Origin of the sequence: Phaeobacter sp. JH20_29 (assembly GCF_048056175.1) — a bacterium.
Classification (GTDB): domain Bacteria; phylum Pseudomonadota; class Alphaproteobacteria; order Rhodobacterales; family Rhodobacteraceae; genus Phaeobacter; species Phaeobacter bryozoorum.
The window spans coordinates 751840-765568 of the sequence record NZ_JAYMWO010000013.1 but is presented as its reverse complement, the minus strand read 5'-3'; the positions used below and the strand labels follow the sequence as shown (position 1 = coordinate 765568).

12 protein-coding genes are annotated in these 13729 nt (G+C 62.6%); 8 read left to right on the top strand and 4 right to left on the bottom strand.

Annotation, left to right across the window (positions count from 1 at the left end):
- Positions 1-87: 87 nt before the first annotated feature.
- The 5 genes from VWZ85_RS13410 (at position 88) to VWZ85_RS13390 (ending at position 2647) form a co-directional block, all read left to right on the top strand.
- Positions 88-543, top strand: coding sequence for a hypothetical protein (locus VWZ85_RS13410; protein ID WP_340545851.1), 456 nt, complete (start codon positions 88-90; stop codon positions 541-543).
- A 114-nt stretch (positions 544-657) separates the two neighbouring features.
- Positions 658-1083 carry a hypothetical protein gene (locus VWZ85_RS13405; RefSeq protein WP_416588710.1) on the top strand — a complete coding sequence of 142 codons (426 nt, stop codon included), beginning with the start codon at positions 658-660 and terminating at the stop codon, positions 1081-1083.
- 168 nt (positions 1084-1251) lie between these two features.
- The gene (locus VWZ85_RS13400; protein ID WP_102896828.1) at positions 1252-1851 is read left to right on the top strand and encodes a superoxide dismutase; all 600 of its coding nucleotides are present in this window, start codon (positions 1252-1254) and stop codon (positions 1849-1851) included.
- A 143-nt stretch (positions 1852-1994) separates the two neighbouring features.
- Positions 1995-2195: a hypothetical protein gene (locus VWZ85_RS13395; protein ID WP_340545849.1), complete on the top strand. Its 201-nt coding sequence runs from the start codon at positions 1995-1997 to the stop codon at positions 2193-2195.
- Complete coding sequence (locus tag VWZ85_RS13390) at positions 2195-2647, top strand: host attachment family protein (protein ID WP_340545848.1); 453 nt, start codon at positions 2195-2197, stop codon at positions 2645-2647. Before VWZ85_RS13395 ends, VWZ85_RS13390 begins: the two co-directional genes overlap by 1 nt.
- A gap of 87 nt (positions 2648-2734) precedes the next feature.
- On the opposite strand, the gene VWZ85_RS13385 is transcribed toward VWZ85_RS13390, so the two are convergent.
- Positions 2735-3277, bottom strand: a complete 543-nt coding sequence (locus tag VWZ85_RS13385) for a TIGR00730 family Rossman fold protein (RefSeq protein ID WP_340545847.1) — start codon at positions 3275-3277, stop codon at positions 2735-2737.
- Between the two features lie 165 nt (positions 3278-3442).
- Between VWZ85_RS13385 and VWZ85_RS13380 the strand changes: the two genes are divergently transcribed.
- Positions 3443-5185 carry a LysM peptidoglycan-binding domain-containing protein gene (locus VWZ85_RS13380; protein ID WP_416588707.1) on the top strand — a complete coding sequence of 581 codons (1743 nt, stop codon included), beginning with the start codon at positions 3443-3445 and terminating at the stop codon, positions 5183-5185.
- 137 nt (positions 5186-5322) lie between these two features.
- On the top strand, positions 5323-7131 hold the full coding sequence (locus VWZ85_RS13375) for an ABCB family ABC transporter ATP-binding protein/permease (protein ID WP_416540030.1): 1809 nt from the start codon (positions 5323-5325) through the stop codon (positions 7129-7131).
- Positions 7132-7166: 35 nt separating this feature from the next.
- Here VWZ85_RS13375 and VWZ85_RS13370 read toward each other — a convergent pair whose 3' ends face one another.
- The 3 genes from VWZ85_RS13370 to VWZ85_RS13360 all read right to left on the bottom strand — a co-directional run bounded on the left by VWZ85_RS13370 (position 7167) and on the right by VWZ85_RS13360 (position 12742).
- Positions 7167-7394 (bottom strand): hypothetical protein, encoded by a 228-nt coding sequence (locus VWZ85_RS13370; RefSeq protein ID WP_340545844.1) that lies wholly within the window; start codon positions 7392-7394, stop codon positions 7167-7169.
- A 219-nt stretch (positions 7395-7613) separates the two neighbouring features.
- Complete coding sequence (locus VWZ85_RS13365) at positions 7614-11450, bottom strand: efflux RND transporter permease subunit (protein ID WP_416588703.1); 3837 nt, start codon at positions 11448-11450, stop codon at positions 7614-7616.
- A complete protein-coding gene (locus VWZ85_RS13360) occupies positions 11447-12742 on the bottom strand; it encodes an efflux RND transporter periplasmic adaptor subunit (protein ID WP_416534187.1) in 1296 nt (431 codons plus the stop codon). Before VWZ85_RS13360 ends, VWZ85_RS13365 begins: the two co-directional genes overlap by 4 nt.
- Before the next feature lie 299 nt (positions 12743-13041).
- On the opposite strand from VWZ85_RS13360, the gene VWZ85_RS13355 reads away from it, so the two are divergent.
- Entirely contained in the window at positions 13042-13713 is a 672-nt protein-coding gene (locus VWZ85_RS13355) for a hypothetical protein (protein WP_416540031.1), read from the top strand.
- Positions 13714-13729: the final 16 nt, after the last annotated feature.

Here is a 13729-nt window from a genome sequence, read left to right as displayed (position 1 = left end):
ATTTGTGATTCATGATCACCGCCAATTCGGGAGTTATCTGTCTGCTGCATAGCCGGGCTATGCTGTATTAACTGGTGGGAGGTTAATATGTTCAAGGTCGCTGACCTGCTGCTGCCAATTGCAAGGACGCTGGGCTTTGCTGCCTGCGTGGCACTTGGCACCGGTCTGGCGACCCCGGCGGCGGCGCTGGAAGGGATTTATACCTGCAAGGTAAAATCGCTGTCTGGCCGAGGGTGGATCCCGCCGCTGATCAGCCTGCGTTTCCACGATGAATGGTCGGCGGAAGTGGTGCATTCCGGCAATGTGAGTGCGCTGTCCGGTCGGCCGCTGAAGGCCGGGTTTTTCCGCATCAGCGATATCTCCTACCGGGTCAGCTGGACGGTCACCAGCGCCTCGGTCGGCAATGGGGCAAGCGCGGTGGAAACCCATTATCGCGCGGTGTTCAACACCCAGAACAAGAAACTGTCGGTAAAGGTGATCTCCGGTGGCGTCGGGGAGAAATCGCCACGCGGCATCGGCCAATGCGCCCAGGTCACAAGTTAGCTGATGATGTCGCGGCTGCATCGTAGCGGCAATTCCGTAGAAAAGACTTCACAACCTGCGCGCGATTGACGATATAGCGGCTGTATCCATTTCCTGAGAGCGCGAGCATTCCCGATGAAATCTTTGATCAGAGCCGCAGTGGCGGCCTGCACCCTATTTGCCGCAGCGCCCGTTGCCGCGGCACCGGTGACCTATGATTGCCAGATCACCTCCTATGAGAAATACGGATGGCTGTCGCCGCGTGTTCTGGTCTTTGTCGATCATGACCAGAAAGTCACGGGCGTGATGGATGGCGTTATTGCCAGCGTACAGAAAACCCCGATGATCGTGCCTTACGATCTGCGTTCCAAAAACCGGCTCAAGCTGAAGTGGACGGTCAATAATATTGATGCGCGTTCGGGGTCTGCCAAGGCAAGCTATTCGGCCACGATGGATGAGCCGCGTATGAAGCTGTCGATTACAGCGCGCGTGCATGGCTATGATAACCGTCCGTCCGGCAGCGGGCCGTGCACCCGCAGCAACGTCAAGCTGAGCAAGTAAGCCCGCAGTGCAGGATCCGTGGCCGATCGTCTAACGGCCTGCGGCGGCTGCCTCTTTTCGCGCTGACCGGGTTATTTTTTAGCTGTTTCCCCGGCTTGGCCTTGACCAATGGGGGCACCAGCCGCATGTATCTGCCTAGGAACGAAACAGACAATACAGGGGGCCCAGATGGCTTTTGAACTTCCCGATCTTCCTTATGCCCATGACGCGCTGGCATCCAAAGGCATGTCCGCAGAAACGCTGGAATACCACCACGACCTGCACCACAAGGCCTATGTGGACAACGGCAACAAGCTGATTGCCGGCACCGAGTGGGACGGCAAGTCCATGGAAGAGATCATCAAGGGCACCTATGACGCAAATGCCGTCGCCCAGAGCGGTATCTTCAACAACATCTCCCAGCTGTGGAACCACAACCAGTTCTGGGAAATGATGGGTCCGGGCGACAGCAAGATGCCGGGCGAGCTGGAAAAGGCTCTGGTCGACAGCTTTGGCTCCGTTGACAAGTTCAAGGAAGAGTTCTCTGCCGCAGGCGCGGGTCAGTTCGGCTCCGGCTGGGCCTGGCTGGTCAAGGACACCGACGGCGGCCTGAAGGTGACCAAGACCGAAAACGGCGTGAACCCGGTCTGCTTTGGTCAGACAGCACTGCTGGGCTGTGACGTGTGGGAGCATTCCTACTATATTGATTTCCGCAACAAGCGTCCGGCCTATCTGACCAACTTCCTCGACAATCTGGTCAACTGGGAAAACGTCGCTTCGCGCATGTGATCTTTTGGGATCAGTGATTGATCTTGGGCCTCGTCCGGTATCGGACGGGGCCTTTCTTTATTGCGCGGGGGCGGGCCGAGGGGGGAACAAAACGCCTCTTTGGCGGTTGTGTTGGTGAACCCCGATAAAAATGGAGGACCGACATGGCAGACCGCGTGAGATCAAAGGATGGCCGTCAGGAAACCAAGGAAATCCTGGGCGCCGAGGGCAGCGTTTCGCATGGCGGGCGCACCGGTGGCCGACTGGCCAGGGAGGTGGCGACCGAGGACGAGGAAAAACGTGCCAAGGAACGCCCTGCCGGTGCGACACGGGTGACCAAATCCAACGAGCAGGAGGACCAATAATGGCTCAGCTAGACCACGGCACATATGTTCTGGTGACCGACAGCGAAAAGGCATTGCTGCTGCAAAACACCACCGATGCGCAGAACCCGCATTTGGAGGTGCGCCGCAAGGAAGAGCAGGACAATCCCTCCGATATCGAACAATCGGCCAACCGTCCCGGCCGGATGCACGACGGCGGTGTTGGCCACCGTTCGGCGCTGGATGATACCGACTGGCACGAACTGGCCAAGGAGCGCTTTGCCGACGATATCGCGGAGCTGCTCTATGAGCGGGCGCACAAGGGCAAACTGGGCAAGATCGTTCTGGTCGCCTCGCCGCAGGTGCTCGGCAATCTGCGCGACAAGCTGCACAAGGAGGTGCAGGATCTGGTGCTGGCGGAGATCCCGAAGACGCTGACGAACCACCCGATCGACGAGATCGAGAAGATTGTTCAGCAGGAGCTGGCCGCCTGATCTCGGCGGTGTGCGCGAAACGCATTTATCTGGCAAATTCACAGACCAACGCGGTGCAGGAATGCGCCGCGTTATTTGTTGTCGAGATCAGCCGCGCAGCGCGGTCAGCGCATCCTCGACGCTGGTGACCCAGGTGAGCGCCGCCGTTGTCTCGGCCCCGGCGAACCCTTCGGCCACCACATGCTCCACCAGGGCCTTCAGCGGATCCCAGTAACCGTCGATGTTGAGGACCAGGATCGGTTTCCGGTGCAGGTCGAGCTGACGCCAGGTCAGCGCCTCGAACAGCTCGTCAAGCGAGCCGGCACCGCCCGGCAGCACCACCACGGCATCGGCGTTGTAGAGCATCACCTTTTTGCGTTCGTGCATGGTTTCGGTGACCACATAGGTGTTGAGGTCGGTCTTGGCGACCTCGCGGCGGACCAGATGTTCGGGAATGACGCCAAAGGTGCGCCCGCCCGCCGCCTGTGCCGCCCGCGCCACCCGGCCCATCAGCCCGACGTCCCCGGCGCCATAGACCAGCCGCTGGCCCTGTTGGGCAAGGCCGGTTCCGAGCGCCTCGGCGGCCTCGGCATAGGCCGGACGGATCCCATCGCGCGATCCACAATACACACAGACGGAATGAATACGCATGGCAGTCACCTTTTTTGTTGTGTTCGGCGGGGAAATAAGTCGTCCTTTGGTCCCTGATAGCGGCATTGTATGGCTGGCTCAAGCAAGCGGGGGGGGACATCCCGCAGGATCGGACCCGAGGACGACCGGTGGAGGTCTTTTCGGGGTCGGAAGGGAAGGAATGGAATGACGGATGTAAAGGGCAAAGGTGGCATATCCGCCATCGCCATCGGGGGCGCTGCTGCGGTGGTCGCGGTGCTGGGCGGGGTGGTTTTCCTGCAATGGGGCGGTGGTGAGCGCGGCGCGGGCGGCGATGGCTCCGCCGCCAATGGCGACAAGGTGGTGATCACGCCGAGCGTCTCCGCCTCAGATCGCAAGCTGGCTTCGCCCGAGGTGGGCAGCGATGCGCCCGAAGAGACGGTGACAGAAACCGAGGTGACAGTGGCTGCGACGGATGCGACGGCACCGGCCGAGGTCGATCAGCCTGCGGGCGGTGAAGCGCCTGTCGAAGCGGCGCCGCGCGCGGATGCGGAGCAGGCGGCCGAGGTGGTTGTGGCAGGGGCAGCAGAGACCAGCGCCGTCGAGGCCGCGCCATCGGCAGATGAGACGTCTGCTGAAACACCCGCCGTGACGCTGACAGCCCCGCAGATGGATCTTGCACGATTTGAGACCGATGGCAGCGGAATGGTTGCCGGGCGGGCGACGCCGGGATCGGTGATCTCGCTGATGCTGGACGGTGCGGTGCTGGAGACGCTGACGGTGCCGTCGGATGGCAGCTTTGTGCTGTTCACCTCGGTTGCGCCCTCGGATCAGCCGCAGGTGATTTCGCTGACAGCCACCTTGGGGGAGGCGGTTGCGGCCTCTGATGCAGAGTTCATTCTGGCACCTGTCGTGCCCGTCGCGCCGGTGCAGGTGGCACAGGCCGACGCGGTTGAGGCCCCGGTCGCCGAGGCGCCGGTGGCAGCGGATGTCGCAGCCGATGCGGCCGCCGAGGAAACCGCGACCGTGGCCGCTCAGAGCGAGGCTGCGCAGGCTGAGGCCGTGCAGAGTGAGGCAGTGGCAAGTGAGGCGGTGGCAAGTGAGGCGGTGCAGGCTGAGGTCACGACCGCTGCAACGGAAACAGCTGAAGCCTCTCCTGTTGTGAGCGCTTCACCTGCCGCACCGGTGGCGGCAGAGCTGGCCGCAGAACCGGATGCAGATCCCGCAGATGTTGCGCAGGCTGCGGTGGACAGCCCGGCTGAGGATAGTGCGGTGGCACCTGCCGAGGTGGCGGAAACCAAAGTCGAGGTGGCTGAGGCCGCTGCGGCGGATGTGGCGCAGACCACGGGCCAGGACGCGCCAGCCGCCGCCGCACCGGAACAGGTGGCGGTGCTGCGGTCCGATGCCAGCGGCGTGACGCTTGTCCAGCCCCCCACGCCGCGACTGGCAGAGGCGCCCGATACCGTGGCGCTGGAGACCATTTCCTATGATGATGCGGGCTCCGTGGTGCTGAGCGGGCGGGTGCGCGCGGATGCGGTGGTGCGCGCCTATCTCGACAATGCGGCGATTGCCGATCTGCCGGTGGATGAGGAAGGCCGCTGGTCCGGTATTCTGCCCAATGTGGCGCCGGGGATCTACGCGCTGCGACTGGATGCGCTGGATACCGAGGGCAAGGTGCTGAGCCGACTTGAAACCCCGTTCAAACGGGAAGCGCCGGAGGTGCTGCAACCGCCTGTCGAAACCGCAGCTGCCCCCGATGCCGCCCCAACCGGCACGCAGCCTCAGGTGCGCCTGGTCACGGTGCAGGAGGGCGATACGCTCTGGGCGATTTCGCGCGAACGTTACGGCGACGGGCTGCTGTATGTGCGGGTGTTTGATGCCAACCGCGCGGCGATCCGCAACCCGGATCTGATCTACCCCGGTCAGGTATTCTCGGTGCCGGTGCAATAAGACGACTGTCGCCGCGCGGGGGGCCTGCGCAAAGGCCGGGATAATAGTCGGGCCAAAAGTCGGGATACGGCGCAGGGCCATGCTGGCCAAATGGTCGGCACGGCCCTATGTCAGAGGTCTTGCAACAAGGACATGTGATGACGGACAGCGATATGACCACCGCGCAGGAGGAGCGCCGTTCCGGCCTGCGCACCCTGCGCCGCGTTTTTCCCTACCTGTGGCCAAAGGATCAGGCCTGGGTCAAATACCGCGTGGTGGTGGCGCTGGCGGTGCTGATCCTGGCCAAGCTGGTCGCGGTCTATACGCCGATGCTCTACAAGGGGGCGGTCGATAGCCTCGCTGGAGAGGGCGTGCCGCCTCTGGCGTTGGGGGCTGTTGGTCTGACGGTGGCCTATGGCGTGGCGCGGGTTCTGACCACCGGGTTTCAGCAGCTGCGTGATGCGGTGTTTGCGCCTGTCGGTCAACGGGCACTGAGGCGTCTGGCGCTGGAGACCTTTCGCCATATTCATCGCCTGTCGATGCGCTATCACATCACCCGCAAAACCGGCGGGCTGAGCCGGATTATCGAACGCGGCGTCAAAGGCGTGGAGTTCCTGCTGCGCTTTCTTCTGTTTTCCATCGGGCCTCTGGTGCTGGAGCTGGTGCTGGTTGCCGTCATCCTCGCGGTGCTGTTTGACATCTGGTATCTGGTCGTGGTGGCGGTCACTGTCGGGCTTTATGTCTGGTTCACCTTTGCGGTGACGGAATGGCGGGTGAAGCTGCGCCGCGAGATGAACAAGCAGGACACCGATGCCAACCAGAAGGCGATCGACAGCCTGCTGAACTATGAGACGGTCAAATATTTCGGCGCCGAGGATCGCGAGACCGAGCGCTACGATGTGGCGATGCGGGCCTATGCCAAGGCCGCGCTGAAGACTGCCTATTCGCTGGCATTCCTGAACTTTGGCCAGAGCCTGGTGATCACCGGCGGTCTGGTGGTGGTGATGGTGATGGCCGCGATCGGCGTGCAGCAGGGCAATCTGACGGTGGGCGATTTTGTCATGGTCAACGCCTATATGATCCAGATCACCGTGCCGCTGAACTTTCTCGGGACGGTCTACCGTGAGATCCGTCAGAGCCTTGTGGATATGGGCGAGATGTTCGATCTGATCGAACAGGACCCGGATGTGAAGGACCGGGGTGATGCCAAGGTGTTGCAGGTCAACGGCGGTGCGATCACGCTGGAGAATGTGGAGTTCGGCTACGACAGCGACCGGCAGATCCTGAAAGGCGTGAGTATTGAGGTGGCGGCGGGGCAGACCGTGGCCATCGTTGGGTCTACCGGGTCGGGCAAATCCACTATCGGGCGGCTGTTGTTCCGGTTCTATGATGTCACCCGCGGGGCCTTGCGCATTGACGGGCAGGATGTGCGGGATGTCACGCAAAAGAGCCTTCATGCCGCGATTGGCGTGGTGCCGCAGGATACCGTGCTGTTCAACGATACGATCCGCTACAATATCGCCTATGGCCGTGCCGGAGCCACGCAGGAAGAGGTGGAACAGGCCGCGCGGGATGCGCAGATCCACGACTTCATCATGCGGCTGCCTGAGGGGTATGAGACGCAGGTCGGCGAGCGGGGGCTGAAGCTGTCGGGCGGTGAGAAGCAGCGGGTGGGCATTGCCCGTACCCTGCTGAAGAACCCGCCAATCCTGCTGCTGGACGAGGCGACATCGGCGCTGGACAGCGACACAGAACAAGAGATCAAGGAGGCGCTGTCGCGCGCCGGGCAGGGGCGGACGGTGATCACCATTGCCCACCGTCTGAGCACGGTTGCAGAGGCCGACCAGATCATTGTGCTGGAACAGGGCGAGATCGCCGAGCGCGGCACCCATGACGAACTTCTGGCCAGCGAAGGCCGCTACGCGCATCTGTGGCAGCGCCAGCAATCGGATCAGGACGCCGCCTGATCACTCTGCGGGGATAAGGGGGGTCTGCGGCGCGGCTAGCCGCTGACGTAGACCCCGTCCTTTGGTTTGTAGAAAATCTTTTGATTGTGCAGCCGTCCGAGCAGATCGTGGATCTGGCGCAGGCTGTCGGCGCGGTTGTGACCGGCGATGCCCTGCACGGTCTGACTGCCGTCAGCCAGTGCGTCCCGCGTGCGTTGCAGCGCGGTTTCGATCAGATCGACGTCGGCAATGGTGAGTTCGAACATATCGTTGAAATCGGGCATCTGATGGGTCCTCTCTGCTGGCGGGGCTGGCTGGAACCGTGCGGCTGTCTTCTGGTGCCCGGCTGGTGCTGCGGTTGGCGGAATGTCTTCAGGCTGGCCCAGCTGGCCGTTCATTACCACCAAAATATGCAGATGCGGCGGATTGGTCGCTGGCCGCCGATGGCTGCGCTTTGGTCCCAACAAACGCACAACGCCCCGCGGTGGCGGGGCGTTGGCTGGTTATTCGGCGGCGCGCAGCGGTGTTGAGGGCGGTTTGCCCTTCTCTTCCTCCCAGCCCTCGTCCGGCCTGGTCTGTGCCGCTTCGGGCGCCGACATCGCTGGGTCTCGTTCATTGTCCAGCCTGCCTTCACGCTCCCACAGGATCTCGGTGGTGGGCAGGGTGCGGGCCTTGGTCGCGAGGCGCATGTCGCGCGCGATCTGGCTGGATCGCCCGCCGGTAAGCCGTGCAAGCAGGCGGCCAAGGGCGGCGACATAGATCCACAGCCACACCCGGATCGCCAGCAGCGAGGGTGTCACCAGCAGCGTCAGCACGGTGGCAATCCCCAGACCAAAGACCACGGCGGTCGCCAGCTGCTTCCACCACAGCGAGGTCGGGCTGTCGATGGAATAGCCGCCATTGATGAAATCGAGGCTGAGCCCGAACATCATCGGTGCCAGACCGGCCATCGTGGTGATGGTGGTCAGCAGAACCGGACGGATCCGCGCCTCGGCGGTGCGGATGATCGCCTCGATCCGGGGCATCTTCTGGGCATATTCCTGATAGGTGTCGATCAGAACGATATTGTTGTTCACCACGATGCCTGCCAGCGCCACGATGCCGGTGCCGGTCATGATGATCGAGAACGGCTGCTGCATGACCATCATGCCAATCAGCACGCCGGTGGTGGACAGCACCACCGCCAGAAGAACCAGGATGGAATTGTAAAAGCTGTTGAACTGCGCCAGGAGGATCACGAACATCAGCCCCAGCGCCCCGGCAAAGGCCTTCATCAGGAAGGCGCCGGATTCGGCCTGTTCTTCCTGATCGCCGGTCCATTCCCAGGTGATATCGGCGGGCAGCGGATCGCTCTCCAGCCACTCGGTCAGCTTGGCGATGCGCTCGTTGGCGTTGAGCGCTACAACACGGGCGCCATCCTCCAGCGCCGATTGCAGGGCCTCCTGTGTGGCCGCGCCTTCAAGACTGCGCAGCCTGAACGCTGTGCCATCCGGGCCGGTCAACTCGCCGGTTGCGGTTCCTTCGGGGAGAGATTTGACATAGGCCAGCGTCTGCTCCTTGCCGTCCTCGGTCTCGGTGGTGATGACCTTTGACAGGCCCGGTTCGATATCCGCCTTCACGTCGTAATAGCGCTGCTGTTCGACGCGGCTGATTTTTTCCAGCTTGGGAACAGGATGGCGGGTGATGAAGTTCGACAGCGGCACCAGCCCATCCTCGGTGCGCAGTTTCAGCGCATCAAGGGTGGAGAGGACGCGGTCTTCTTCGGGCAGGCGAACGCGGATTTCGATTTCCTCGTCCGAACTGTCGACGCGCATGGTGTCCAGAAGGATGCCGCGCGTGACCAGCTGCACCATAGCGCCAACGGTCGCCACATCGGCGCCGTATCGCCCGGCCTTTTCGACATCGACGTCGATCTGCCAGTCGATACCGGGAAGCGGCAGGCTGTCCTCGATCAGGTCAAGACCGGGGGTTGCCTCGAACTGGGCGCGGGCCTGTTCGGTGGCGGCTGTCAGCGTGTCCCAGCTGTCGCCTTTCAGACGCAGGTGCACAGGTTTGCCGGAGGCGGGCCCCTGCGCCAGCGCGCGGATTTCGGCTTCAAAGCCCGGCAGCTTGGCCAGTTCGGCGTTGATCTCCTCGATCACCGTATCGCCGTCGAACTCGGTTGCCGTCACCTCGCGGGTGAACCAGCCGTTGAACCAGCTTTCGGTCTGGGTCGGCCGGTCCTCCCATGGGATGATCTCGAACTGGACCTGACCGATGGTATCGGGTGGGGTCTGGGCGCCTGAGGCATCGGTGTTCAGCCCGCCTTCACCGGCAAAGGAGAAGACATTCACGACCGCCGGATGCGACAGGATCACCTGTTCGGTCTGGCGCACCATCTCATCCTCTTCGGTCAGCGAGGTATTGCCACGGGCGCGCACATAGGCGGTGGCCTGTTCCGGCTCGGATTCGACGAAGAATTCAACGCCGTAGTTGTTCTGACCGAACATGGTGAAGACGGTCATGATGGCAAAGGCGATCGCCCCGATGGTGACGATGGGCATGACCGGATTGCCGACGATGAATTTGATGAAATGGCCAAAGGGCGTGTGTTTGTAGCCGGCATCGACGGATTTCTCGGTCCGGTGCAGACTGGCCGCGCCCAGCGTGACCGAGGCCCCGAAGGCCGCCAGCACGAAGACCAGCGCACCAAAGATCAGCGCGGCGGTATCGGGCACCTGAGCGGGCAGCAGATAGCCCCCGTTAAGCATCTGCATCGCCCCTGCAAACATACCCCAGAGCATCACCGGCACCAGAGCGGCCCGCAGCCACCAGGGTGCAACCGCCCGCAGCCCGTCGGAGAGGTTTTCAAACAGGCGGCTCATGCGGCCGGTGACACCGCCCATGACGGGCAGATAGATCAGCGCCACCACCAGCGATGCCGAGAGCACGAAGATCAGCGTGACCGGCAGCATTCCCATGAATTCACCGGGGACACCGGGCCAGAACAGCATCGGCAGAAAGGCACAGAGCGTGGTCGCGGTTGAGGAAACCACCGGCCAGAACATCCGCTGCGCCGCCTCGACATAGGCGTGCATCGGGCCGGTGCCCTCCTTGATCCGCTTGTCGGCGTATTCGACCACCACGATGGCGCCATCCACCAGCATACCCACCGCAAGGATCAGGCCGAACATCACGATATTGGAGATGCTCACGCCCATCACCGCAAGGAAGGCAAAACACAAAAGGAAGGAGGTCGGGATTGCAAAACCGACCAGCAGCGCGGCACGGCTGCCAAGCGCCGACAGCACCACGATCATCACCAGAGCAACAGCGGTCAGGACCGAACCTTCCAGCTGGCTCACCATGGAGCCGACGACGCGGCTCTGGTCGTTGGAGGTGCCGACGGAGACCGCGGCCTTCAGCTCGGGCGGCCATTTGGTCTTGGCCTCGGCCAGGGTTGCTTTGACCAGATCCACCGTGTCGATCAGGTTGTAGCCCTTGCGCTTGACCACCTGCAACGCCACCGTGTCCTCGCCGTTGAACCGCGCGGTGCCGCGACGATCCTCGAAGGTGAAATTGATCGTGGCCAGCTCACCCAGGGTGACCACGCGGTCGCCATTGGTCTTCACGGGCAGCTCGTAGATGTCGCGCACATCATCAAAGGATGACGGGATCTTCACGGAGAAGGTGCCCTGATTGGTTTCCACCTCACCGGCGGCGATCAGCTGGTTGTTGTTCTGCACAACGGTGATCAGTTCAAGCGCGGTGACGTTATAGGCTTCGAGCCGCAGCGGGTCGATCAGTACTTCGACCATCTCGTCGCGATTGCCGGCGATCCCGGCTTCGAGCACCGGTTCCAGCGCCTCAAGATCGTCCTGCAAGTCCTTGGCGATACGGGCCATCGTGCGTTCGGGCACGGCGCCGGTCAGGTTGACGATGACGATGGGGAATTCTGAGAAGTTGATTTCGTTGATGGTGTATTTTTCAGCCCCCTCGGGGAAATCGGCCTCGGCGGCATCCATCGCGTCACGGACATCTGCCATGATCGCGGTCTTGTCCCAGCCAAAGTCGAACTCAAGCGCCACACCGGCGTAGCCTTCGGCGGCGGTTGAGGACATCTTGTCCAGCCCGTCGAGATCGGCCAGCTCGGTCTCCATCACCTTGACCAGCAGGGTCTCGGCATCCTCGGCGGAGATGCCGGGGAAGGGGACAGAGATGAACAGCGCGGGGATTTCGATATCCGGCTCGCCCTCTTTGGGCAGGCTGGCATAGGCAAAGCCGCCGACCAGCAGCGAAATGGCGATGAACGCCAGGATCATACGGGCCCGTTCTGCGGCCCAGCTGACGATACCGGTCATTGGGTAACCTCTTTATACGTGGGCTCAACAGCGACGCCCGCAACAACAAAATCCTGCCCGACAACAATCACATCCGCCTGTTCAGGCAGGCCGCCAACCCAGACACCGCTGGCCTCATCCCGCAGGAGGCTGACGGGGTAAAATCCGACCGTCCGATCCTCTTTGACCACGCGCACGCCCAGCTGGCCGTCATTGTTCAGCGTCAGCGAGGATTGCGGCAGGTAATGCGCCTTGGAACCTTCGGCGGAGATCACGATATCGGCAGTCTGGCCGTCGCGGATCGCCAGATCCGGGTTCGGCACGGTGATTTCCACCTCAAATGTGCGGGTGGTGGGATCGGCCGAGCGGCTGATAAAGGTCACCTTGCCCGCAGCCAGACGCCCGTTTGCCAGTTCGGCGCGGGCCATGGCGCCAATGGTGACGCGGTTGACTTCGGCTTCTGGCACGTAACCGACCAGTTTGATGGTTTCGAGCTGGATCACCGTTGCACAAAGACTGCCGGGCTGCATCAGGCTGCCCAGTTCGGCGGTGTCGCTTTCCAGCAGCCCGTCAAATGGTGCGAGGATATCCAGACGCGACAGTTCCTTTTCAGAGGCGGCAACCTGTGCCGAGGCGGCTTCGATGCCCGCGCTGGTGGTTTCCAGCCCGGTTTCCGCCGTTGCCACGCCCGCCACCGCAGAGCGCTCGGCAGCCTGCGCCGAAGCCAGCCGGGTTTCAGAGGCAAAGCCACCTTCGGAGAGTTTCGCCGCAGCGGTCAGATTGATCTGCGCCTCGCGCAGCCGCGCGCGGGCCTCTTCCAGCCGGGCCTTGGCCTCAGGGACGCGGATTTTCGCTTCGCTCAGCCGGGCCTTCGCCTCCAGCAGGGCTGAGGGGCGGGTGCCGGGATCCAGCTTGCACAGCAGATCGCCAGCCTTCACCTGCGCACCCTTGCGCAGCGGTTCGGACAGGACGGTGGATGTGGTTTCAGACCGGACCTCAACCTCGCGGATGGCCTGGGTCTGACCACGCAGCACGACAGCGCTGTCGATACCACGGGCGCTACTGCGGATGGCGACAACCCCGACCGGCGATTTGCCGGTCTCCTTGGTATATGCCGCCGCCGCTGCAACGGCTCCGGTTGGATCAGCGGCGTCAGCGGCCGGGGCCGCAGCGTCCGCATCAGATGGGGCAGCCACCGCGTCCACGTCGCTCTGCTCCCCCCGGGCGAAGGCAAGAAGCGCATCCCGCTCGATCACGGCATAATACAAGCCTGCCGTTACAACAGCAGCAGTTATCAGGGGAATTACACGCATCTTGGGCCTTCCTAAATTCATAGTCATCCCATCCGGGACATATAGAACCACTCAACAACCATACCATTAATTCGGCATGTTCAGGCGAACTCGCGCTAAGTGATATGGGCGATATAGGCATTGTCCATACTAAACTCTGTAGTTCAGTTCACATTTTTTGCCTTTTTGGAGCGGTTTGTGCGGGATCGGGCACAACAGGGCCACTTGGCTTGGCACCGGTTGCACTGTAAGAGAAGCAGAACACAGGAAACTTTCCGGCAAGCGCGGGGGCGGTTGCCGGATCTGCCAGGGACATTTTCATGAGCGACACCGACAGCTTTATCGATGAGGTGACAGAAGAGGTCCGTCGCGATCGCCTGTTCAAGATACTCAAACGTTATGGCTGGATTGGCGGCGTGGCCGTGGTGCTGATCGTGGGCGGGGCGGCGCTGCGCGAATACAACCGCGCCCAGACCGAGGCCGCGGCGCAGGCGCTGGGTGACCAGATGATCGCCGCGCTGGACAGCGACGACAGCGCGGCCCGTGCCAATGCGCTGGATGCCATCACCGCTGAAACCGCCGGGGGCGATACGGTGCTGAAGCTGTTGCAGGCCGGTGCTCTGGCCGACGCAGGTGAGCGCGCGGCAGCTGTTGAGCGGCTGAATGCGGTGGCCAGCAATGGCGAGATGCCAGTGATCTATCGCCATATCGCGACCTTCAAGGCGCTTGGCCTGCAGCAGGACAGCCTGCCCATCGCCGACCGCCGGATCCAGTTCGAGGCGCTGGCCCAGCCCGGTGCGCCGCTGGCGCTGCTGGCGCAGGAACAGCTGGCCCTGATCGACATCGAAGACGGCAATGCCGAGGCCGCTATCACCCGTCTGCGCGAGATTATTGCGTCGGCGGCGGTCACCTCGGACTTGAAAGACCGTGCCTCGCAAGTGATTGTGGCGCTTGGGGGAGCGCTGGAGCCGGCCGCGGCACCAGAAGGCTGAGGACAATATCTGCGCT